The organism is Bradyrhizobium sp. sBnM-33 (assembly GCF_032917945.1).
Lineage (GTDB): Bacteria > Pseudomonadota > Alphaproteobacteria > Rhizobiales > Xanthobacteraceae > Bradyrhizobium.
The window spans coordinates 7,761,735-7,783,603 of record NZ_CP136624.1 but is presented as its reverse complement, the minus strand read 5'-3'; the positions used below and the strand labels follow the sequence as shown (position 1 = coordinate 7,783,603).

General features: G+C 62.9%; 21 protein-coding genes. 10 read left to right on the top strand and 11 right to left on the bottom strand.

Annotation, left to right across the window (positions count from 1 at the left end):
* The first annotated feature begins 93 nt into the window (after positions 1–93).
* The 3 genes from RX328_RS36435 to RX328_RS36425 all read left to right on the top strand — a co-directional run bounded on the left by RX328_RS36435 (position 94) and on the right by RX328_RS36425 (position 2,637).
* The gene (locus RX328_RS36435; RefSeq protein ID WP_213249019.1) at positions 94–1,149 is read left to right on the top strand and encodes a glycosyltransferase family 4 protein; all 1,056 of its coding nucleotides are present in this window, start codon (positions 94–96) and stop codon (positions 1,147–1,149) included.
* A 59-nt stretch (positions 1,150–1,208) separates the two neighbouring features.
* Positions 1,209–1,898 carry a class I SAM-dependent methyltransferase gene (locus RX328_RS36430; RefSeq protein WP_213249017.1) on the top strand — a complete coding sequence of 230 codons (690 nt, stop codon included), beginning with the start codon at positions 1,209–1,211 and terminating at the stop codon, positions 1,896–1,898.
* A gap of 121 nt (positions 1,899–2,019) precedes the next feature.
* Entirely contained in the window at positions 2,020–2,637 is a 618-nt protein-coding gene (locus RX328_RS36425) for a hypothetical protein (protein WP_213249015.1), read from the top strand.
* A gap of 221 nt (positions 2,638–2,858) precedes the next feature.
* Here the strand turns inward: RX328_RS36425 and RX328_RS36420 are convergent, their stop codons facing one another.
* On the bottom strand, positions 2,859–4,532 hold the full coding sequence (locus tag RX328_RS36420; RefSeq protein ID WP_213249013.1) for an aminotransferase class III-fold pyridoxal phosphate-dependent enzyme: 1,674 nt from the start codon (positions 4,530–4,532) through the stop codon (positions 2,859–2,861).
* 34 nt (positions 4,533–4,566) lie between these two features.
* Between RX328_RS36420 and asd the strand changes: the two genes are divergently transcribed.
* Positions 4,567–5,436 carry an archaetidylserine decarboxylase gene (gene asd / locus RX328_RS36415; protein WP_213249275.1) on the top strand — a complete coding sequence of 290 codons (870 nt, stop codon included), beginning with the start codon at positions 4,567–4,569 and terminating at the stop codon, positions 5,434–5,436.
* 68 nt (positions 5,437–5,504) lie between these two features.
* Entirely contained in the window at positions 5,505–6,017 is a 513-nt protein-coding gene (locus RX328_RS36410) for an NUDIX hydrolase (RefSeq protein ID WP_213249011.1), read from the top strand.
* A 146-nt stretch (positions 6,018–6,163) separates the two neighbouring features.
* On the opposite strand, the gene RX328_RS36405 is transcribed toward RX328_RS36410, so the two are convergent.
* Positions 6,164–6,910, bottom strand: coding sequence for a DUF2147 domain-containing protein (locus RX328_RS36405; RefSeq protein WP_213249009.1), 747 nt, complete (start codon positions 6,908–6,910; stop codon positions 6,164–6,166).
* A 290-nt stretch (positions 6,911–7,200) separates the two neighbouring features.
* Here RX328_RS36405 and RX328_RS36400 point away from each other — a divergent pair, with 290 nt between their 5' ends.
* On the top strand, positions 7,201–8,034 hold the full coding sequence (locus tag RX328_RS36400; RefSeq protein ID WP_213249007.1) for a DUF2147 domain-containing protein: 834 nt from the start codon (positions 7,201–7,203) through the stop codon (positions 8,032–8,034).
* Between the two features lie 356 nt (positions 8,035–8,390).
* Positions 8,391–9,662 (top strand): extensin family protein, encoded by a 1,272-nt coding sequence (locus RX328_RS36395; RefSeq protein ID WP_213249005.1) that lies wholly within the window; start codon positions 8,391–8,393, stop codon positions 9,660–9,662.
* Between the two features lie 25 nt (positions 9,663–9,687).
* Here the strand turns inward: RX328_RS36395 and RX328_RS36390 are convergent, their stop codons facing one another.
* The 7 genes from RX328_RS36390 to RX328_RS36360 all read right to left on the bottom strand — a co-directional run bounded on the left by RX328_RS36390 (position 9,688) and on the right by RX328_RS36360 (position 15,522).
* A complete protein-coding gene (locus tag RX328_RS36390; protein ID WP_213249003.1) occupies positions 9,688–10,089 on the bottom strand; it encodes a type II toxin-antitoxin system VapC family toxin in 402 nt (133 codons plus the stop codon).
* The gene (locus tag RX328_RS36385; RefSeq protein WP_213249001.1) at positions 10,086–10,337 is read right to left on the bottom strand and encodes a type II toxin-antitoxin system VapB family antitoxin; all 252 of its coding nucleotides are present in this window, start codon (positions 10,335–10,337) and stop codon (positions 10,086–10,088) included. The genes RX328_RS36390 and RX328_RS36385 overlap by 4 nt, the downstream gene beginning before the upstream one ends.
* A gap of 63 nt (positions 10,338–10,400) precedes the next feature.
* Complete coding sequence (locus tag RX328_RS36380) at positions 10,401–11,324, bottom strand: FAD binding domain-containing protein (RefSeq protein ID WP_213248999.1); 924 nt, start codon at positions 11,322–11,324, stop codon at positions 10,401–10,403.
* The gene (locus RX328_RS36375) at positions 11,321–14,011 is read right to left on the bottom strand and encodes a molybdopterin-dependent oxidoreductase (RefSeq protein ID WP_213248997.1); all 2,691 of its coding nucleotides are present in this window, start codon (positions 14,009–14,011) and stop codon (positions 11,321–11,323) included. Before RX328_RS36375 ends, RX328_RS36380 begins: the two co-directional genes overlap by 4 nt.
* On the bottom strand, positions 14,008–14,691 hold the full coding sequence (locus RX328_RS36370; RefSeq protein ID WP_213248995.1) for a TetR/AcrR family transcriptional regulator: 684 nt from the start codon (positions 14,689–14,691) through the stop codon (positions 14,008–14,010). The genes RX328_RS36375 and RX328_RS36370 overlap by 4 nt, the downstream gene beginning before the upstream one ends.
* Before the next feature lie 146 nt (positions 14,692–14,837).
* Positions 14,838–15,191: a hypothetical protein gene (locus RX328_RS36365; RefSeq protein WP_213248993.1), complete on the bottom strand. Its 354-nt coding sequence runs from the start codon at positions 15,189–15,191 to the stop codon at positions 14,838–14,840.
* Between the two features lie 91 nt (positions 15,192–15,282).
* Positions 15,283–15,522 carry a PilZ domain-containing protein gene (locus RX328_RS36360; protein WP_213248991.1) on the bottom strand — a complete coding sequence of 80 codons (240 nt, stop codon included), beginning with the start codon at positions 15,520–15,522 and terminating at the stop codon, positions 15,283–15,285.
* 211 nt (positions 15,523–15,733) lie between these two features.
* Between RX328_RS36360 and RX328_RS36355 the strand changes: the two genes are divergently transcribed.
* Positions 15,734–16,867: a mandelate racemase/muconate lactonizing enzyme family protein gene (locus RX328_RS36355; RefSeq protein ID WP_213248990.1), complete on the top strand. Its 1,134-nt coding sequence runs from the start codon at positions 15,734–15,736 to the stop codon at positions 16,865–16,867.
* A gap of 208 nt (positions 16,868–17,075) precedes the next feature.
* Here RX328_RS36355 and RX328_RS36350 read toward each other — a convergent pair whose 3' ends face one another.
* Together RX328_RS36350 and RX328_RS36345 are read right to left on the bottom strand one after the other, a co-directional pair.
* Complete coding sequence (locus RX328_RS36350; protein WP_213248988.1) at positions 17,076–17,585, bottom strand: ferritin-like domain-containing protein; 510 nt, start codon at positions 17,583–17,585, stop codon at positions 17,076–17,078.
* Between the two features lie 237 nt (positions 17,586–17,822).
* Entirely contained in the window at positions 17,823–18,464 is a 642-nt protein-coding gene (locus RX328_RS36345) for a TetR/AcrR family transcriptional regulator (protein WP_213248986.1), read from the bottom strand.
* A gap of 188 nt (positions 18,465–18,652) precedes the next feature.
* Between RX328_RS36345 and RX328_RS36340 the strand changes: the two genes are divergently transcribed.
* Positions 18,653–19,948 (top strand): HlyD family secretion protein, encoded by a 1,296-nt coding sequence (locus RX328_RS36340; protein WP_213248984.1) that lies wholly within the window; start codon positions 18,653–18,655, stop codon positions 19,946–19,948.
* 48 nt (positions 19,949–19,996) lie between these two features.
* Positions 19,997–21,586, top strand: coding sequence for a DHA2 family efflux MFS transporter permease subunit (locus RX328_RS36335; protein WP_213248982.1), 1,590 nt, complete (start codon positions 19,997–19,999; stop codon positions 21,584–21,586).
* Positions 21,587–21,869: the final 283 nt, after the last annotated feature.

The following is a 21,869-nucleotide window of genomic DNA, read 5'->3' as shown; positions in this document are numbered from 1 at the left end:
CCTAAAAACATCCTTACATATCGATGACGTCATACGCTTGAAATATCCATGGCTGAACGTCGGATTTGAGAATCATTAACCTCGGGTCCGGACATGAAGATATTGATTGCGACCGATGCGTGGCATCCGCAGGTGAACGGTGTCGTCCGCACGCTGACGTCGCTGGCGCGCAGCGCCTCGGCGCTCGATGCAGATATCAGCTTCCTGACCCCGGACGGATTTCCTTCCCTCGGCGTGCCGACCTATCCTGGCTTGCGCGTCGCGCTGCCAAACCGGCGCGAGATCGCGCGACGAATCGAAGAGGCGGCGCCCGACGCCATCCACATCGCAACCGAGGGGCCGATCGGCTGGATGGTGCGCGCCTATTGCTGCCGCCGCAAGCTTTCGTTCACCACGTCCTACACGACGCGCTTTCCCGAATATATCGCCGTCCGCACCGGACTGCCGGCCGCCGTCGGCTATGCGGTGCTGCGGCACTTTCATGCCGCGTCGTCCACGGTCATGGTCGCAACCGATTCTCTTCGTCAGGAACTTTCCGCGCGGAGTTTCCGCAAACTCGGCTTCTGGACGCGCGGCGTCGATACCGAACTATTTAACCCGCATACGCCTGCGACGCTTGATCTGCCGCGGCCGATCTTCATGACAATGGGCCGCGTCGCCGTGGAAAAGAACCTCGATGCCTTTCTGTCGCTCGACCTGCCGGGATCGAAAGTTGTGGTCGGCGACGGACCGCAGAAGGCGCAGCTCGCGCAAAAATACCCTGACGCAATTTTCCTCGGCGAGAAGAAGGGCGCGGAGTTGACCGCGCATCTCGCCGCTGCCGACGTCTTCGTGTTTCCGAGCCTTACCGATACGTTCGGCGTCGTGCAGCTCGAGGCATTGGCCTGCGGCACGCCGGTCGCGGCATTCCCGGTCACCGGCCCGAAGGACGTCATTGCCGATCATCCGATCGGCGCGCTCGACACCGATCTGCGCAGCGCGTGCTTGCGCGCGCTGACGATGTCGCGCGAGGCCTGCCGAAACTTTGCGCTGGCGCGCTCCTGGGACAACAGCGCGCGGCAGTTCATCGGCAATCTGACCGCGCTGCAGCCGAGTCGCGCGCTGCGGCCGGTGCGCCGGGCGCCCGCCGCGAGCGCCGTGCAGGGCTGAACCGAAAAGTTCGACTATCAACTCAAGTCATACGCGTGAGACGAAAAGGCAAACCAACCATGGCAGACATTATCAAGCTTGACGGCACCAGGCCGCTCGATTTCGACCGCGAAATGGTCGAGCAGGCCTACGATCGCTGGGCGCCGGTCTATGACCTCGTATTCGGCGGCGTGTTCAGCAAGGGCCGCAGGGCGGCGATTGCCGCTACCAACAAGATCGGCGGCCGCGTACTGGAGGTCGGCGTCGGCACCGGCATTTCGCTGCCGCTATACGCGCCGCATCTGCGCATCTTCGGCACCGATATTTCCGAAGCAATGCTGCAGAAGGCGAAGAAGCGCGTCAATGAGCTCGGCCTGAAGAACGTCGAGGGCCTTGCTGTCATGGACGCCGAGAATCTCGAATTCCCGGACAATTCCTTCGACGTGGTGATGGCGCAGTATGTCGTCACCGCCGTGCCGAATCCCGAAAAGGCGCTCGACGAATTCGCCCGCGTGCTGCGGCCTGGCGGCGAGCTCATCATCCTCACCCGCGTCAGCGCCGATGCCGGGATGCGCCGCTTCATCGAGCAGCGGCTGCAGCCGGTGGTTCGTCCGCTCGGCTTCCGTACCGCCGAGTTCGCCTGGTCGCGCTATGCGCAATGGCTGGCGGGCGCGCGCGGCATGGAGCTGGCGGAGCGCCGCCTGGTGCCGCCGCTCGGCCATTTCTCGCTGGTGCGCTTTCGGAAAATCGACGTCGCCGCGGCTGCCTGACGCGTCCTGATCGCTGTTGCGTCATCGCGCCACTGCGAACAGTCACATGTCATTATCATGATGTCACATGCCGGACATCGAATCTCAGTAGACCCGATCCCATCGCAATTTGGGGGAGAACATGATCAAGAACTTTCTGCAGGAACTGCGAACCCAGCGCTGGGATGACCATCGCTACTACCACCACAGCCGCATCAACCAGTCGCTGCACTTCGTCAGCGCGGCGAGCTTCCTGTTCGCTTACGCGATGCTGTTCTTCGATCCGGTGGTGTCGGCGCTGGTCGGCTGGCTGGTGTCGATGACGACGCGGCAGGCCGGTCATTTCTTCTTCGAGCCGAAGGGCTATGACCACGTCAACCAGGCCACCCACGAGCACAAGGAAGAGATCAAGGTCGGCTATAATCTGCAGCGTAAAGTCGTGCTGATGACGATCTGGGCGCTGTCGCCGCTGGTCTTGTATCTCGACCCGACCTTGTTCGGCCTGTTCACGCCCTGGACGTCGTCGGCGGACTTCATGCGGCAGGTCGCCAAGATCTGGCTTGCGGTTGGCATCGGCGGGCTGTTGTTCCGCACCGTGCACCTGTTCTTCATCCGCGACGTCGAGACCGGCTTGGTCTGGATGACCAAGATCCTCACTGACCCCTTCAGCGACCTGAAGCTGTACTACAAGGCGCCGCTGGCTCTCATGAAGGGCGAGCTGATCGATCCGGGTCTGGAGAAGCACGTCAAGCACGCGTGATTGTCGGGCTCGAATCTAGCAAAGCGTCATGGCCGGGCTTGTCCCGGCCATCCACGTCTTGAACGTCAGACGAACTAAGACAGCAGTTGTGAAGCCGTCATTGCGAGCGAAGCGAAGCAATCCACCTCTCCGCACGGGGATAGATGGATTGCTTCGTCGCTGTCGCTCCTCGCAATGACGGGGAGACGTTCGAAGATGACGGAGGTAGCGCGACTATGCCGCTAATGGTCGGCTTTACCCAACCGCTTGCGGATCATCTCTTTCAGAATCCGCCGCTTGATCGTCTTGTTGGTCAGCGAAACGTCATGCCACCACCAGCCATCGCGCTTCATCTTCTCGGCCGCCGCGACAAACCGGTCGGTCACTTCGGTGAAATCCGCATCCGTGTAGTTGAGACTGAAGATCAGCCGGCCGGTGCCGACCCAGCTCAGCGCCAGCCCTTCGGCGCGCAGGTAATATTGCAGCATCCAGTTGTAGCGGGAGGGCTCGGTATATTGCACCATCCAGATCGAGGAGAGATTGCTGACGCGGACGGGCAGATCCTGCGCGGCCAGCCGCTCGTTCAACGCTTTGGCGCGTCCGTTCCAGGTCTCGTCGAGCCCTTGGTAGACGGCGTTGAAATTTGGGCTGGCGAGGCGGCTGAGGAACTCATCCATCGCCGTCATCACGTAGGGATGCGAATTGAAGGTGCCGCGGGCAAAGCAGACGTCGGCGGGGCGATCATCGCGGAAGCGCCGCATCAAGTCCTTGCGGCCGCAGACCACGCCGACCGGCAAGCCGCCGGCGAGGCTCTTGCCGTAAGTCACCATGTCGGCGCGGACGCCGAAGTATTCCTGCGCGCCGCCGGCAGCGAGGCGGAAGCCGACGAAGACTTCGTCGAAGATCAAGACGATGCCGCGTTGGGTGCAAACCTCGCGCAATTTCTTCAGCCAGTCAGTATAGGCCGCACGGTCGAATGTGCCTTTTCGCGAGCTGTCGACCAGCGCGGAATCGCCGGGCGCGTTGGCGTTCGGATGCAGCGCCTGCAGCGGATTGACCAGCACGCAGGCGATGTCCTTGCGCGTTCGCAGCACATGCAGGGTGCGCTCCGACATGTCGGCCAGCGTGTAGGTCTCGTGCGGCGATACCGGATTGCCGACGCCGGGCTGTACGTCGCCCCACCAGCCGTGATAGGCGCCGGCGAAACGAACGAGGTGCGTGCGCCTGGTGTGATAGCGCGCCAGCCGCACTGCCTGCATGACGGCTTCGGTGCCGGACATGTGGAACGAAACTTCGTCGAGGCCGGAAGTCTCGCACAGCCGGCGCACATTGTCGGTGATGACGGGATGATAGGGGCCGAGCACGGGGCCCAGTGCGCGGGCGCGCTTTTCGGCTTCCGTGATGCACTCCTTGTAAAAATCGTTGCCGAAAATGTTGACGCCGTAGGAGCCGGTCAGGTCGTAGAAGATGTTGCCGTCGACATCGGTGACGGTGACGCCGGCGGAAGACTGCATGAAGGCGCCGGTGCCGAGATTTTCGCGCACCAGCCGGCTGTACTGGAACGGCACGCGGTAGGTTTCCGTGAACTGCAGGTCGGAGATGTGCGTCGCGGCCCCGGCTGTCATCTGCCGACCCTTGGCGTAGCGCTCCTCGTAGAGGCAGGCGAGTCGGAAGAAGGCGTCCTGCCGCTGCATGGCGACATCGCTGGGCGCGCCGTCGGAAGCGAAGAAATCGTCGATGTCGAATTCGTAATGCGGCACCAGCCGCGCGACCATTTTGGACATTTTGGAATGTCCAGTCAGCGAGCGGTGTTTTGCGCGCGACAGCGCCAGCCGCGCCTGCAATTTGGGGAACACTGCCGCGGCACTAGCGACCGCAGCGGCGGACAGGGAAAGAATCGGAAGGGACGAATCCATGCCTGAAGCGCTAGCCAATCCTGCTGACAGATTGATGACAGTCCGGCGCCTGATCGCCCGGTTCACCCAGCAGGAAGATCTCAATTTCCTTTTGACCAACCGCATCCCGCGGGCGGCGCTGACGCGCTTCATGGGCTGGTTCAGCAAGCTCGAGAACCCGCTCGTGCGCGATTTTTCGATTGGCTGCTGGCGGCTGTTTTCCGATCTCGATTTGTCGGAGGCGAAGAAAGCCGACTTCAAGAGCCTGCACGATTGTTTCACGCGCGAGCTGCGCCCGGGGCTGCGGCCGGCGGATCCCGATCCATCGGTCGTGGCCAGTCCTTCCGATGGCATCATCGGCGCGTTCGGCAAGATCGCCGATACCGAGCTATTCCAGATCAAAGGCGCGCCTTATTCGCTGCTGGATTTGCTCGGCGATCCCGCGCTGGTGGAGAGCCACCGCAACGGCCGCTTCCTGACGCTCAGGCTGACGTCCAGCATGTATCACCGTTTTCATGCGCCGTATGATTGCCGGATCGAGAAGGTGACCTTCATCCATGGCGACGTCTGGAACGTCAATCCGATTGCGCTGAAGCGGGTCGAGCGTTTGTTCTGCAAGAACGAGCGGGCGGTACTGCAGGCACGCCTGCCGTCCGGCGAGGCACTGACGCTGGTGCCGGTCGCGGCCATTCTGGTCGCCAGCATCCGGCTGCATTTCCTGGATCGCACGCTCAATGCGCAGAGCAGGGGATCGACGGTGTTTCCTTGCGATGCGAAGGTACGCAAGGGCGACGAACTCGGCTGGTTCGAGCACGGCTCGACCATCATTGTGCTTGCGCCGGAGGATTTCGAATTTTGCGACAACGTCGCGGAAGGCGTGCGCATCCGCGCCGGCGAACGACTGTTGCGAAAGCCGCAGGTTTAATCTCGATTCTCGGGGGTATTGTCTCTATATGCTCGCGGTCGCAGTCGCGAAAACGCGGGAAGAGATAGATGGCGAGAGCGCCTGTCATGGCGGCAGGAGGCATTGTGCTGCGGCAGGCGGAGCCGCCGCTGGTCGCTGTGGTGCGCCTGCGCAAGCGCAATGAATGGGTCTTGCCGAAGGGCAAACTTGACGACGGCGAGACGCCGCGCGCCGCCGCCGAGCGCGAGGTGATGGAAGAAACCGGGCACGACGTTGCCGTGCACGAATTCCTGGGCACGCTAGCTTATGAATCTCGCGGCGGCGCCAAGGTGGTGCATTACTGGCGCATGGAGGCGGGTGATCTGCCCACGCGCGAACCGATGCGCGACGTGAAGGCGGTGGACTGGCTGCCGCTCGCCGAAGCCGTCGAACGGCTGTCGCGCGACTACGAGCGCGCGTTCCTGGAGAATGTCGGGCCGATCGCGCTGGCGGCGGCGAATGGTGGGGAAGGCGTGGCGTTGCCGGTAGCGGTGCAGCCTGTTGAAGTGCCCAAGGCTGGGCGCGTAGGCTTTCTTCAAAACCTGCTTCGACTATTCCGCTAACTCTTGTCCCGGGCGCGATGCAGCGCACTAGCGCTGCTTCGCAGAACCGGCACCCAAGCCTCGGCAGATAGTGGACCCCGGCTCTGCGGTGCACCACTTTGTGTCGCACCGCGTCCGGGAATGACGAGCGTGGTTAACGATTGGTATCAGCTCACGCGCTTCCAGGTCTGGCCGCCGCAGAACATGCCGCCGAAGGCGCAGCCCTGGACGCGCAGTGAACCGGTGCCCTTCAGCGCGATCGTCGAGTCGTAGTTGCGGCCGCTGTCGGGATCATGGATCCGGCCGATCCATTTGCTGCCCTGCGGCTTCATGTTGATCAGGATCCTTTCCCCGGTGTTGACGGAATAGCCGCACAGGTTGGCGCCGCATTGCTCGATGCGCACATTGCCCTTGTTCTCTTCCGTCGCCCAGACGCCGATCGGCGAATTCGGATCGGCAGCGGGCGCTGCGGCTGCGGCCGTCACCGGCTGCGGTGCAGGTGCAGCGGCGACCGGGGCGGGCGGCGGAGGCGGAGCGGGCGGTGCGACTTCGGTTTGTGCCGGTGTTGCGGCCGCGACGGTAGTTTGAGCGGGTGCAGGCGTTGCGGTTGTTGCCGTGGGAGCCGCAGGCTGCGGCGCGGCGACCTGGACCGGGGCGGAAGCGGGAGCAGACGGTTTCGCCGGTGCGGTGTCGGCGACGTCGTCGTCCTTGCTCTTGGAGCCCAGCCCTTTGAGGTCGATATTGCCGAGCGTGCCGTTATAGCCGGGCGCGGTGATCTTGATGCAGGAGATGGCGTTGCAGTTGCGCGGCGATTCGACACGAATGCGCTCGCCGTTGATCTGGAGGGTAATGCCGCCCGCATGTGCCGAGGTGGTGGCCATCAACAATGCGGCGAGGATGTACAGCTTCTTCATGAGAGCCTCCTGAGCGGCCTGTGAGCGGGTGGCGGCGAATGTGGGCAGACCCTACGCGGGCGCGGGGATGCGCTCTGTGATGCAGGTCACGAAGCGCTAGAGCCTTTTCGGTTCTGATTGAATCAGAACCGGGCTCTAGATTCTTGTTTTGCCGCGTTTTCTTGACGCGAACCGGTGTCCACTTCGCTTGAAAACGCTCTAGGCAGCGCCGAAGTGGCTCGGTGATTCAAATCACATCCAGCCGAAGTTCCCCGCGACTAATTTTCTGCGATCACCCGCGGGAGGCTTCGATGAAACAGCTTTGTTTTCTCGCCGTGCTGATGCTGCTTGGTTCTTCGGCCCATGCCGGCATTTCATTCAAGATCACCGGCCATCGGGTGCACATCGAATCCTCCAGGCATTGCCGTTCGACGTCCTGTGCCTCGACGTCGGTCTCCAGAAGCCTCAACTGGCGCCACAAACGCGACCGCCATGACGATGATCGCGATGGAGCCATGTTGGCGAAGCCTGCACCACAGACGGTTTCGCCGCCCGCGCCGCCAGCGCCGCCGCCCAAGACCATCACCGCCGCGCCGCCGCCGGCCCTCTACACCCCGGCGGCATCGATGACGCAAATCGTCACGGCGCCACCGTCTCCGCCAGCTCCGGCGCCTGCGCCCCCGCCGGCCCAGCAGGTCTCGATTCCACTGCCGCCACCGCCACCGCCCGCGAAACCGGTCGAAACTGTGCAGCCTGCGCGACAGGTTGAACGCGTCTCGCATCAGGCCGAGGAAGAGCCATCGGATTCGCCGATCGGCGACTGGCAGACCGAAGGCAAGGGAAGGGTGCGGATCGCAAAATGCGGCAACGCGCTGTGCGGCTATGCGCTCACTTCATCGTCGAACGAGAAGGGTGAGGCGATTCTGATCAACATGAAGCTGAAGACGGAAAGGCAGTGGGCCGGCGGCGTCTACAGCCAGGACAGCGGCGCGACGTATTATGGCACGATATCGATGAAGGGGATCAACACGCTTCGCGTCGAGGCCTGCGTGCTTCTCCGCTTCTATTGCTCTGGCAACAATTGGAGCCGTATCACGCGCCGCGCCGACAGCCTAGTGATGATGTCCGCCGAGCCGCGCTCATGAATGGCTCGCGAAAACGCCCGGTGACGTGGCCACCGGGCGTTTAGGTCCATTGTCTGGACGCGGAAGTCTAGAACACGCCAAGCACAATCGCGCCGACGAAGGCTAATGCAACATACGCGGTTACAATGCCAAGTCTGCTAACGAGAGGACTTACGAAATCCATTGGGAAGGCTCCCTGGGTTCACGTCGTGCCCGCACATAACACTTGAGGTTAGCAAAGCGTTCCCGGCCCCAAAAGTCAGCGTTGCTGCCCATCCACGCGCTCTCCACAGGCGGCAGCCCCGGCAACATGGTAAAAAAATCGTAAAATCAACATGTTGAAGAGTCTTTAAATAAATTAGTTGAACGTGCGGGCGATGACGCGCGGAGTTCGTTTGTATCTCGTCGGCTCCTTCGTCCTCGTCTCGCTAGCGGGTTGTGGCCGCGGATTTTTTCAGTCCGCCGAGCGCGAACCGTGGCGTACCGAGGCTGAAGTTGCTTGCCTGAAGTCCGGCGCGGTCAAGGAGAGCCCGGAATTGGTCCGGATCGATCCGATCTCCGGTCCCGGCGTGTGCGGCGCGGAATATCCGCTGAAAGTGGCGGCGCTCGGCGAAAACATCGCCTCTTTCGGCTTTGCCGACGAAAGCCTGCGGCCGCCCGGCAATATCGGCAATCAGCCGCGCTGGCCGATCGCGCGCGCCCCGGCGGCGGCTCCGCCCGAAGGGAACTATTCTGGGAACTCTTCAGGAAACTATCCTGGGAGCCATTCAGGAAACTATCCGAATCCGGCGCCGCGCCAGCCGAACTATGCCGCGCCGTCGAACGGTCCGATCTCGCTCTCCGCGCCGGGTGTCGCCTCGCAGCACGATGACATCGATCTGCCGTCCGAAGGCGCGCCGACATCGCACGGCGGCGGTTATGCGGCGCCACCATCCTATCCGCCGCGCGATCGTTATACCGCGCCGTCTTCTGCGCCCTATTCGCCGCCATCCTATTCGCCATCGCCGGCCGCGCCGCGGCTCGGTCCCGCGCAAGGCAATTCCGTCAGCGCCTTCGGGCAGGTCTCGATGAAACCTGCCGCGACGCTGGCATGTCCGATCGTCTCCGCGCTCGACCGCTGGCTCGCCGATTCCGTGCAGCCGGCGGCGATGCGCTGGTTCGGCGTGCGCGTCGTCGAGATCAAGCAGATCTCCGCCTATTCCTGCCGCGGCATGAATGGCAATCCGCACGCGCATATTTCCGAGCACGCCTTCGGCAACGCGCTCGACATCGCAGCCTTCACGCTCGCCGACGGCAGGCGCATCACGGTCAGGAGCGGTTGGCGCGGCGTGCCGGAAGAGCAGGGCTTTCTGCGCGATGTGCACGCAGCCGCCTGCCAGCAGTTCAACACCGTGCTGGCGCCGGGCTCCAACTCCCATCATGAGGATCACATCCACGTCGACCTGATGCGCCGCCCGTCCCGCCGCACCATCTGTCAGCCCGCCGCGGTACCGGGCGAGCAGGTCGCCGCGCGTGCCGGGCAGCGCAACAACCCGTATGCCTCACGCGATCCTTATTCGACGGGATCGCTCGGAGCCAAGAAATCGATATCGCGCTGGTTCAGGGGCAACAGCAAGGTCAACGAGGAAGACGAGTTCGAGGATCATTGAACTCGGCGCGTGCAGACGGAAGCGGCTAGACGATACGAATATCAGTCAGTCGAAAATCGTTTCCCTTGCAAAGCAAGGGAACGTTCATTTCCTTTGCCAAGGCGTATGAGAAGCAGTCTCCGTAGTTCAATGCTGCAGCATGGCCGGTGCCTTTTCCGAATCGTACGTGGGCTGATCGGGCCACACGCGCTATTTCCTGCGTTACCGACTCGATCCGGATTCCCGCCGCTTCAATGAAGTCATCCAGCCATCGCTCCGCTTTGTCCGGAGCGACCTTCTTCAACCCGCGCAGGACGATCGAAGTCTCGACGACGTTGGCGGTCGACATGATTGGATCATCGTCGGTGGCGATGAGCTGGGCATAGTGCGCAGCATCATCTTCCTGGCGGAAAATCGCAACGATTGCCGAACTATCGATTACGATCACGTTGGCAGGCCGTTTTCGTCGTATCCAAGAATCTCTTCAGGACTTCGTCCGTTGTCGGGTAAGGCTGCATATCGGCTGCCTATCTTCATCAGCCTTGCAGCGACATTGTCGGTGTTGCGTCGTCGGCGCTCGCGAGCCAGACGTTCGCGCAGCGCCACGGTTACCGCCGATGTCAGGTTCTCGCCAGTGAGCTGGGCCAATTCGGTTGCCAACTTATGTGCTTCATCATTCTTGATATTCAGGTGCATAGCCGTCTCATATCCATGGTAGAAATATATGGAATATCTACCATCAACGCAAGAGCGTGAAATCTACCGCGCCAGCCGCTCCAGCAAGTCCTGCACGACGCCCGTTAAGAGATCGAGCTTATAGCCCGTCATTGGCAGCGGCTTTGCACCGGAACTCGCCTGCTGCGCAGCCTCGGCAATGGCGGATGCGAATGCTGCCTTCCCCTGCAACGCCGCTTCCGCAGCCGCCAGCCGCAGCGGCACCGGGGCGATGCCGCCAGAGGCGAGGCGGATGAACTGGAACGTGCCGTCCTTCACCAGGGCGCGGGCGCAGACTTCGACCAGCGGCCATTCGGCACGGGTGCGGCTGATCGCGCGCTTGTAGAGCGCACGCTCGTCTTGCAGCGGTGAGGGAAGTGTGACGCTCTTGATGATCTCGCCCGGCTGCAGCGCGTTGTCGGCTGCACCGTTGGAGCCGTCGCCGAGGAGATCGCCTATCGTCAGCGAACTCCTGCGGTCGGTCGTTACTTTCGCGTCGTAGGCCAGCAGCGCTGCCGCCATCGTCGAGGGATGCGGTGCCACGCAGGGGCCGAGGTCGAACGCGACGTGGTAGAGATGATTGCCGGACCGCGCGGGGCAATCTGGTCCGCCCTTCTTCAGACAGGCGATGTGCGGATTTCGATAATACCAGCAGCGCGAACGTTGCGCGAGATTGCCGCCGAGGGTCGCGAGATGACGGACCTGCGGCGTCGCCAAGCCTTGCGCAGAAGCGGCGATGCCCGGATAGGCCGCCGCGAGGCGTGCATCGGCAGCGATGGCGGCAATGGTGGTGAAGGCGCCGAGGCGCAGAGAGCCATCAGTGCCCCAATGCATCCCGATCATGTCGGGTGCGGCTGATATATCGATCAGCGGCCCCGATGAGACGCCGCTGCGGCGCCGCTCGGAGAGGTCGGTGCCGGCGGCGCGGAATTCGGCTGCTTGTGTGGCGGTCATGGCTGTCAGTGTCATGCGGCGGCCCTCCCTTTGAGCGCGGCGACGAGACGGTCGGGGCGGATCGGCAGTTCGGTCAGCCGAACGCCGGTCGCGTGGTGAATGGCGTTGGCGATCGCGGGCGAGGTCGGCACGGTTGCGACCTCGCCGATGCCGACGCTGCCGCCGAGCACGTGATCGAATCCGCGCTGGTCGAAATGCACGTCGATCACAGGCGTGTCGGCGATTCCGGGAATGCGGTAGTCCTCCATGCCGCAGCTGAGCACGTCGCCGGTGCGGGAATCAACTTCGCGTGCTTCATAGAGCGCGTAGCCGATGCCTTGAATGACCGCGCCGGTGGCCTGGCTTCGCGCCAGCGCCGGCGCCACGATCCTGCCGACCGCGATGCCGGTGTGCACGTTGATGACACGCACGTGGCCGAGCCAGGTATCGATCTCGACTTCGACAACTTGCACCGAGCTCGGCACGCCGGCACCGATCGCAAGATTGGAAAAGCGCCGCATCATCCAGCCGAAAATCATGCCCATGAAGCCGGCCTGCTTGAGCGGCGACTGGACACCCGGCGCCGTCTGCCTGGAGTCTTCCGGCCGCACACCTGATACGGCGAGGTCGGGCGATGCTGCGAGCATTTCGCGCCATGGCGCGTTGGAGCCGGGGACTGGTTGCCGCTTTGCGTTCTGCTGGATCGCGGCTTTCAACTTCCCGATGGCGAGCAGCATCGGTGGGATCACCGACGCCGTCACCCGACTGCCGCCCGAGCCCGGTCCTTCCGGCAGTTTTGAATCACCGATCCTGACCTCGACCTCGTGCGGCTCAAGTCCGAATTCGCGCGCGAGCGTACTGGCGATCACGGTGCGGGTGCCGGTGCCGATATCCTGCGTCGCCGTGCTCGCGACCAGCCGTCCGCCTTTCACGGCGACCTCGACCTTGGAGCCGGGCTGCCACAGATAGAACCAGTAGCCGGTGGCGACGCCGACGCCGCGGCGATAACGGCCGCTATGCGCGGCGACCGGTTTCCGGTTGCGCCAGACCTCGAGGCTCGAAGCCCAATCGTAGAGCCGCTGGCGGTTGGGATCAGGGTCCCAGCGCTTGCGTAGCGCAATCGGATCGATGTTCATCCGCAGCGCCGCTTCGTCGATCGCCTGCTCCAGCGCAAATGCCATTGGCGGGCCGCCGGGGCCGCGGAAGGGGGCACCGGCCGGCAAATTGCTGATGACGTCGAAATCGGCCAGCTCCTTGCCTTCTGCGGGATAGATCAGGCGGGCAAGTGCCGCGATGGTTGAATTGGTCGCAGCTCCTGTATCAGCATAAGCGGTCAGCGAAAGCGCTTTCAGTTCGCCTTGCTCGGACGGCAGCAGCGCGATCTTCATCTCCGCCGCCGGCCGATAGCCCGTCACCGACAGCTCCTCGTGCCGATCGTAGGCGACGCGCACTGGCGCCTTGGCTTCGCGCGCCAGTTCGATTGCGGTGGTCGTTTCCACGCCAAGGGCTGCCTTCGAACCAAAACCGCCGCCGACATGATCGGCAATCACGCGCACCTTGTCGTGGTCGAGCTTGTAGCGCTTCGCGATCAGCTCCATCAGATGGAACACGGCTTGCGTCGAGACATGCACGGTGAGCCGATCGCCGTCAAAACGGGCGACCGCCGCATGCGGCTCGAGACAGGCATGCTGTTGCGTGCCGGTGCGGAAGGTGCCCTCCACCAGCAGCGGATTGTTCGCCGCGCGCGCGCCGTCGATCCAGCTTCGCACCTTCTTCGGCTTCTTGGAGAACACCGCCGAGGGTCCGCGGATATTGCCTTTCCAGGAAGCCGGCGAACCGCCGCCTTCGGAGACGTCACCGGCCTTCTTGCGCGCGGATTTTTCGAACACCACGGGCGCATCGGTCCTGCGCGCTTCATCGAGCCCGATCACCGACGGCAGCCGTTCGCTCACGAGCTTGATGGTGGCGATGGCGGCGAGCGCCGTCTTGCGATCCCTGGCCGCAACCGCCGCGATCGGTTCGCCGACATAGCGGACGATGCGGTCGTCGCCGAGTAGCGAGATCGCAGCGCGCACGCCCGGCATGGCGCGCGCGGCGGTGAGATCGAGCTCACCGATGCGCGCATGCGCGAACGGCGAGCGCAGGATCACGCCTTCGAGCTGGCCTTCATGATTGATATCGACGGTATACTTCGCCGACCCCGTCACCTTGTCGCGCGCTTCCATGCGCGGCGGAGCGAACTCCTCGCCGTCGAAGCGGCCGGCGCAGGCATCCGCCACGGCACGGAAGATTCCGTCATAGGCGCCGCAGCGGCAGAGATGCCCCGACAGCGCCGCCCCGATTTCCTCGCGCGACGGCACCGCCGTTCCCTTGGCTGCGCGCCAGGAATCGTGAAACGCCGCGGTCTCGACGATGAAGCCCGGCGTGCAGAAGCCGCATTGCAGAGCGTCGTGCGCCATGAAGGCTTTCTGCACCGGGTGAAGTCGCGCGGCGCCGATGCCTTCGACTGTGGTCACGTTCCTGTCCGCGGCTGCGCGCGCCGGCATCAGGCAGCTCACGGCGGGCTCGCCGTCGACCAGCACGGTGCAGGCGCCGCAGACGCCGGCCCCGCAGACGAGCTTGGTGCCGGTGAGGTCGAGCGCGTCGCGCACGACGTCGACCAGCAGCGCATCGGGATCGTCGGGGAGGGGAGCGAGCTTGCCGTTGATCGTCATGGTGCTCATCTGCGATCTCCAGGTTTGCGAGCGGATGCCTTGTCGGATTTCTTGGCCGGCTTCTTGGCCGGGTTCGGCTTGGCCGCGCGCGGCTGCTTCACCGGGTCGATAGCCCCTGCGATCAGCGTGCGCAGCATGATTTCCAGATCCTTCAGGAAGGCATCGGCCGGCTGCATCGCGGGATAGGCGGATTTGGTGCCGTTGACCGCCATCTCGACGCATCGCGCAAGCTCGCGCGGCGTCATGCCACTGTTGAGAACAAGGCTCTGCTTCCGGCAAACGCGCGTGATCGTCGCGGCAAGCTGATCCGCATAGGCGGTGGCATATTTCTGATAGAGGTCGCGCGCCTGCAGGAGATGTTCGGAGAACAGTTCCTCCACATGCGGCGAGCCGTCGAGCGAAGCGGCCAGTTGTCCGAGCTTGGCGGAGACGGACGCAACGAGAATATCGGCGAGGCTGCCGCCTTGCTTCTCGGCAGCGCCGGCCGCGGCGATTTCGGCGGCGAGCGCCTCCTCATGCAGCCGTTCAATGACGGCGCGAAACAGCGCTTCCTTGGATTTGAAATGATGATAGAGCGCCTGCCGCGTCAGCCCGGCCGCCTCCGCCGCCTGCTCGATCGACGAGCGTCGAAAACCGTGCCGGCGAAACACCAGCATTGCGGCATCGAGAATGCGCGTGCGCGGGCTCATTTGACGATTTTGACAAAACGGAAAGAAATGTCAAGTCGAGGCGGCCGCAGAGCCGGGGCCCACTACCTGCCGCGCGATGATCAGTCCCGGTTCTGCGATGCATTGCTGGCGCGTTGCATCGCGCCCGGGACAGGCGCGACAGGTTCTCAAAGCAGTCGCCCCGATCGAATCCGTCCGAGAAGCAGTTCGTATTGCTTCATGGACGTGTCATCGAGCGCCTCCTGCCTGTTGCTTGGCAGGTCATCATACCCAATTGGGCTGTCGAACTGGCTCATCGTGAAATCGACGCGCCGCCCGTCGATCTGATTGTAGAAGTGCCAGGCGCCGTTGACGTCGGTTTTCAGAATTTCGCCGCCCAGTTGGGCTTGCACCACCAGCGCCGTCACCGAGCATTGCCCCGCCGCGGGATTGTCGGGCTGCCATTGGCTGCTCGTCTCCGCCGACCAGGCGTCGCGCAGTTTGTGATAGAGACCGATCAGGGATGGGCAGCCCGTCGTCATCAATACCCCGCGCGTGTGGTGTTGGTGTTCCCGCCGTTCTAGCAGGTCGCCCGCCGGCCGCTCTATGGTGCGAGGGTTGACCGGTCGCAGCTTACACGAACTTGATCTCGATCACGTCGCCCTTTCTCCAGGCGACCTTGCAGGCCCGGTCGAATTTCAATTGAAACTGCGGCCTGACGAATTGCGGATCCTCTAACCTCAGCCGAGCGCCGCCTTCCGAGATGTCGAGGACGGTGCACTGACGCGCCGCGAAGCCGCCGTCGACCGTCATCCATGCGGGTTGGTTGGTTCGCCGGCGCGAGGGGCGAGGTTTTCTACCGAATATCGACATGGCGAGTACCTCCACAAGGCCAACGCGTCGGCAGGACAGTCGTTGCAGATAGGAAGAATTTGAAACGAACTGATGGCGCAATCGCGATCTCGGCCACGCACAGGCGCGCCAACGAGACCGCTGTACCAACGGGGTTTTCGCTTTCGGCCTTAGCGCATATGGTTGCGTCCAAGCGGGCTGCATCCGAAGTCTCGCGCTGGAGAGCCGCATCATGAAAATCAGGAGCGTTCGGGCCCACCTCCTTGAGGCGAAGCTCTCGCAGCCCTTTGCCTACTCCCGCGCCTGGTACGACACGCGCACTGCCATGGTGGTCGAGGTCGAGACCGAGGACGGCCTGACCGGCTGGGGCGAGTGCTACGGTCCGGCGCGGATCACCGCAGCGGCAGTCGGGAGCGTGGCGCCCCTGCTTGTCGGCGAGGACCCGTTGCGGACGGATTTTCTATGGCAAAAGGTCTATTCCGCGCTGCGCGATCACGGGCAGAAAGGCGTCGTCATCGAGGCCCTGAGCGGCATCGACATCGCGCTCTGGGACATCAAGGGAAAACGTTTCGGCGTTCCCGTCCATCAATTGCTCGGCGGTGCCAGCCGCAGCCAGGTGCAGGCCTATGCGACGGGACTCTATCGGCGCAAATCCGGCGATCCGTTGCACTATCTACCGGATGAGGCGGCGGGCTACGTCGCCGACGGGTTCAAGGCGGTGAAGCTGAAAGTCGGCTTCGGCGTGGAAGAAGATGCCACCGTGACGGGCGCGGTGCGCGAGGCGATCGGCCCCGGCATAGCGGTGATGGTCGATGCCAACCACGCCTACGATGCGACGGCGGCGATCCGTCTGGGCAGGATGATCGAGGGTTACGACATTGGATGGTTCGAGGAGCCGGTGCCGCCGGAGGACATTGCGGGGTACCGCGAGGTGAAAGCGGCGATTTCGATTCCGCTCGCGGGCGGCGAATGCGAATTCACGCGGTTCGGCTTTCGCGATGTGCTGGTTTCACGCGCGATGGACATCATCCAGCCCGATACCTGTGCGGCGGGCGGCCTTTCCGAATGCAAGAAAATCGCCGACATGGCGGAGGCGTTCGGCGTCAGGTACAACCCGCATGTCTGGGGTACCGGGATTGCGATCGCCGCATCGCTGCAACTCCTTGCCGTGCTGCCGTCGCACACCCCGCGCTCGCTCGCGCCACTCGAGCCGATCCTGGAGTTCGACCGGACCGAGCATCCAATTCGCCAGGCGATCCTCACCCAGCCGATCGAACACACAGGCGGTCTCGTGGCCGTGCCCGACGGGCCTGGGCTCGGCATCGAGATCAACCGGGATGCATTGACGCGGTTTGCAGTGAGATGAGTGCAGTTCCCTCCTTCAATGGGCACACGGCACACCGCGCGGGGAGCCCCGGCGCCTGACGCGTTCGCGAACGAATGCGTCAGCCGGGGTGCAGGAAAAGTGCGAGCAGGAGAATAATCGGCAGCGGAATTCCGACCAGCCAAAGAAGCGCGCTCTTTACAGACATCATCCCCCAAGCGGAGACAACCGTCCAGCGGAACTTTGGTTCCTAGGCCACGGCCTTCTTGTTGACGCCCTTGCGAAGCGCGACCGTGTTGAGCTTGGTGTTGGCGGCCTTCTCTTCGTTGAGATTGGTCGTCAGGAAGCGAACGACGTCGTCATGGCCGAGTTCCTCGGCCCATGCGATCAGCGTGCCGTACCGTGCGATCTCGTAATGCTCGACCGCCTGCGCGCCTGCCACGATGGCGGCGTCAAGCACGGCGTTGTCGTCGATTTCCGCCGTGATCGTGTCGGCCTCCTTGATCAGGCCATCGATCGCCGGACAATCTGCCGCCTTGGGTTCCTTACCGAGCTTCTGAAACACCTTCTCAAGGCGTTCGATCTGGGTGTTGGTTTCTTCGAGGTGCGATTTGAGGCCGGCCGACAGGTCACGGTTGGTGGCTTTCTCGATCATCTTCGGCAACGCCTTGGTGATCTGGCGCTCGGCATAATAGATGTCCTGCAGGCCATGCACGAACATATCTTCCATGGTTTTGATGTCTTTCGTGAAAAGTCCCATTTGAACCTCCTTAGGTTGATGGGATTCCTGACGCGGGACGACATCATTTTGTTCCTGATCCCTTGGCCGGTTCCCTGCCAACTGCTGCTGCGCCACAGCATGATGGGGCGGCTCACTCGTTGTTTCATGCGATGGCGGCAACAACGACGCGTCTGCGTATTCGCGCAAAAGGGCGCGGGTTTGAGCAGTTAGGACGCAGTAGAATTAGCGCGTGACCAAGAAAGGTGGAGCAGGAACCTACACCGGCTTCGGCCGATATGTCCGCAGAAACATCCGCGTTGCGCTGTCAACCACCCGCGCGATGCGCTCTGCCGATGGCGCCGGCTCGGCCTGAAACACGAACGGCAGAAACAGCGTCGCCTGGCACATCTGCAGGAACAGCGCGGCGGCGAGGCCGCAATCGTCGATCGCAAGATCATTCGACCGGACATGCGCCTGCAGATACTCGGCCAGGCGGTTGATCGTCTTTGCCAGCACGTTCTCGTAGAACTGGCGTCCGACCTCCGGCATCCGTTCGGCGATTGCCATTACCGTGCGGATCGACGAACCGCCGCCCGGCCGGCAGATCGAACCGATATAGGTTCGGCCGAATTCGCGTAGCGTGGCTTCGACATCCCGCTTGGGATCGAGATTGTATGCGATCTTGCTTTTTTCGAACGCTTCGTCCTCGACAATGGCCTCGAACAGCCGGCTCTTGTCGGCGAAGTAAACGTAAAGCGTGCCTTTGGAGACGCCGGCCGACCGCGCGATCTCGCTCATGCTGGCGCCATCAAAGCCCAGATCCATGAACACCTTTCGCGCACCGTCCAAAATCTGGCGGCGCTTCGAACTGTCCTCCTCGCCTAAGGGATGAATCGTGTTTGCTCTGGATGCAACCATTGGTTTATCTTCTCGCGCAAGAATTCAACCCTCGATACAGAGGGAAGTCATTTCTCGCTTTATGGTCGGTATAATGGCAATCTACATTGACCGAACCGTTCGGTCAATGTATTTTGAGTTAAAGGCACCAATGCGGCCGGTTTCCGTGGCCTCATGCATCGCGACATTGGGAATGGGGAGGCCGGGTAATGGCCGGAGCGAGAGACCAGGTCGCACGCGTCGTTCGCGCCGGGCCGGAAACGGCCGGCGACGAAGCTGCGCAGGAGGCAGCGGATCAACTGCGCACCCAGGTCGCGGAGGAAACCCGGCGTCGCCCCGCCGAAACCCCCGGCGCTGTGGAGATCGAAAAGCCCGATGGGCCTGTCGCCAACGCTGCCGATACCGCCGCGGCGAAACCGGGCAAGCGCAAATTCGTGATGATGGGCGTGCTCGGCTTGCTGGCGCTCGCCGCCATCGGCTACGGCGTCTATTTCGTTTTCGTCGGACGGTTCTATGTCTCGACCGACAACGCCTATGTGCGCGCCAACAATACTACGCTTGGCGCCCGGGTCTCGGGTCATGTCGCGGCAATCCTGCCCGCCGACAATTCGATCGTTCGCACTGGCGATGTGATCTTCAGGATCGATGACGGTGACTACCGTATTGCTGTCGAAGCCGCGCGCAGCAAGATCGCGACCCAGCAGGCGACGATCGATCGCATCGGCCGTCAGGTCACGGCGCTGGAAAGCGCTGTCGAGCAGACCAGGGCGCAGCTCGCTTCCTCGGAGGCGGCGATGAAGCGCGCCGGCCTCGACTTCGATCGCCAGCAGTCGCTGAGCACCAAGGGCTTTGCCTCGCGCGCCGCCTTCGAGGTCTCCGAAGCCGCGCGCGACCAGAGCCTTGCTGCGGTGAAGTCGGCGCAGGCGGCTTATGACGCCGCGCGCGACAATGTCGAGGTGACCAAAGCTCAGCAGGCCGAGGCCCGCGCGCAGCTTGTGGAATTGCAAACCCAGCTAGCCAAGGCGGAACGCGACCTTGGATTCACTTCGGTGCGTGCGCCGGTCGATGGCACGTTTTCCAACCGTCTCGTCAATACCGGCGACTTCATCCAGGCCGGGCAGCGGCTCGCCAATCTGGTGCCGCTTAATGACGTCTTCATCGACGCCAATTTCAAGGAAACCCAGCTCAAGCGCATCCGTCCCGGCCAGCCCGTGAAGATCTCGGTCGACGCCTACGGCCATCGCAAATTCGCCGGCGTTGTCGACAGCATTTCGCCCGCGGCGGGCTCGGTGTTCACCTTGCTGCCGCCGGACAACGCCACCGGCAATTTCACCAAGGTCGTGCAGCGGCTGCCGGTTCGCATTCGCGTGCCGAAGGACGTGGCGAAGCAGCATTTTCTGCGCGCCGGCATGTCGGTCTATGCGACCGTCGACACCCGCGAGGGCGCGGCCGACGCCGACAGCGAGGCCGACCTCGATGCGCCTGCCATGGTTCAACCGCAGTGATTTCTTTAGTGCCCGGGGCGAAAGCCCCGCGCCGGTTCCGAGCTGATCATGGCTGACGCCACCACCGCATCGCCCTCGATGATGAAGGCCGCGACCGACGCGTCCGAGCGCATTCCGCCGCGACGGATGTTTGCGTTTCTGATCATGGTGTTCGGGATGTTCATGTCGATCCTGGATATCCAAGTCGTCTCGGCGTCGCTGGCGGAGATCCAGGCCGGACTTTCGGCAAGCTCAAGCGAAGTGTCGTGGGTGCAGACCTCGTACCTAATCGCCGAGGTGATCGCGATTCCGCTGTCCGGATTCCTGTCGCGCGCGCTCGGCACCCGCCTGCTGTTTGCGATCTCCGCCGCCGGCTTCACCATCGCGAGCTTCTTCTGCGGCTTTGCCTCGACCATCGAGCAGATGATCATCTGGCGCGCGATCCAGGGGTTTCTCGGCGCCGGCATGATCCCCACCGTGTTCGCATCCGCCTACACGGTCTTTCCGCGTTCGAAATTCCACATCGTCGGCCCGATCATCGGGCTGGTCGCGACGCTGGCGCCGACCATCGGGCCGACAGTCGGCGGCTACATTACCGGCATGATGTCCTGGCACTGGCTGTTCTTCATCAACATCGTTCCCGGCATCGGTATCACCGTCGGTGTGCTCGCGCTGGTCGATTTCGACAAGCCGGACTTCGCGCTGCTGGAACATTTCGACTGGTGGGGACTGTTGTTTATGGCGAGCTTTCTCGGCACGCTCGAATACGTGCTGGAAGAGGGCCCGCAATCGCAATGGCTGGAAGACACCTCGGTGGCGATCTGTGCAGCGATCTGTGCGGTTTCGGCGATTGCCTTTTTCTGGCGCGTGCTCAGCGTCAAGGAGCCGATCGTCGACATCAGGACCTTCAGCGACCGCAATTTCGCGATAGGCTGCCTGATCTCATTCTGCGTCGGCATCGGTCTTTACGGCCTGACCTACCTGTATCCGCGCTATCTGGCCGAAGTGCGCGGCTACAGCGCGCTGATGATCGGCGAGACCATGTTCATCTCGGGCCTTGCCATGTTCCTCACCGCGCCGATCGTCGGGCGGCTGATGGTGAAGTACGACGTGCGCTACCTGATCGCGATCGGCCTCGTCCTGTTCGCGCTCGGCTCCTACCAGATGACCTGGATCACCAAGGATTATGATTTCTACGAATTGCTGATTCCGCAGATCCTGCGCGGGGTCGGCATGATGCTGGTGATAGTGCCGACCAACACCACCGCGCTCGGAACGCTGGCGCCCGAGCGCGTGAAGAACGCCTCCGGCCTGTTCAACCTGACGCGCAACCTCGGCGGTGCGGTGGGGCTCGCCGTCATCAACCAGGCGCTGAACGAGCGTACCGACCTGCACATCTCACGCCTGCATGACAGCGTTACCTGGGGCAACGCCACCGCGGTCGAGACACTCAACATGCTCACCCAGCGCATGCAGGGCATGGGCGATGCCGCGCTGATGGCGATGAAACAATTGTCGCAGATCGTGCACCGCCAGGCGGTGGTCATGGGTTATGGCGACGTCTTCTTCATGCTGGCCGTGTTCTATCTCGTCCTGAGCCTGCTGGTGATGGTTCTGAAAAAGCCGTCCGCGGCGGTGCTTGGCGGCGACGCGCATTAAAAGCGATGTGACAACGCTGTTCACGTCCTTGTCATGTTGCAAATCACCCGCGATGCATTTATAAGGTGCGCATTGTCGCTCGAACCGGGGAGATTTGCATGATATCGATGTATTCGCAGATCGCGCCCTCGTGTCCGATGCTCGTGCTGGTTTTTCGGTCGCGTCGCTGAGCGCGATCTCCGCCGGCCCTGATCGGGCCTCACGCCCGATCTTTCCAAACTTCCCAACGACTTAACGACAGTTTTCAACGACGCATGCGTTCGGCCCGAGGCGGCCCACGCGT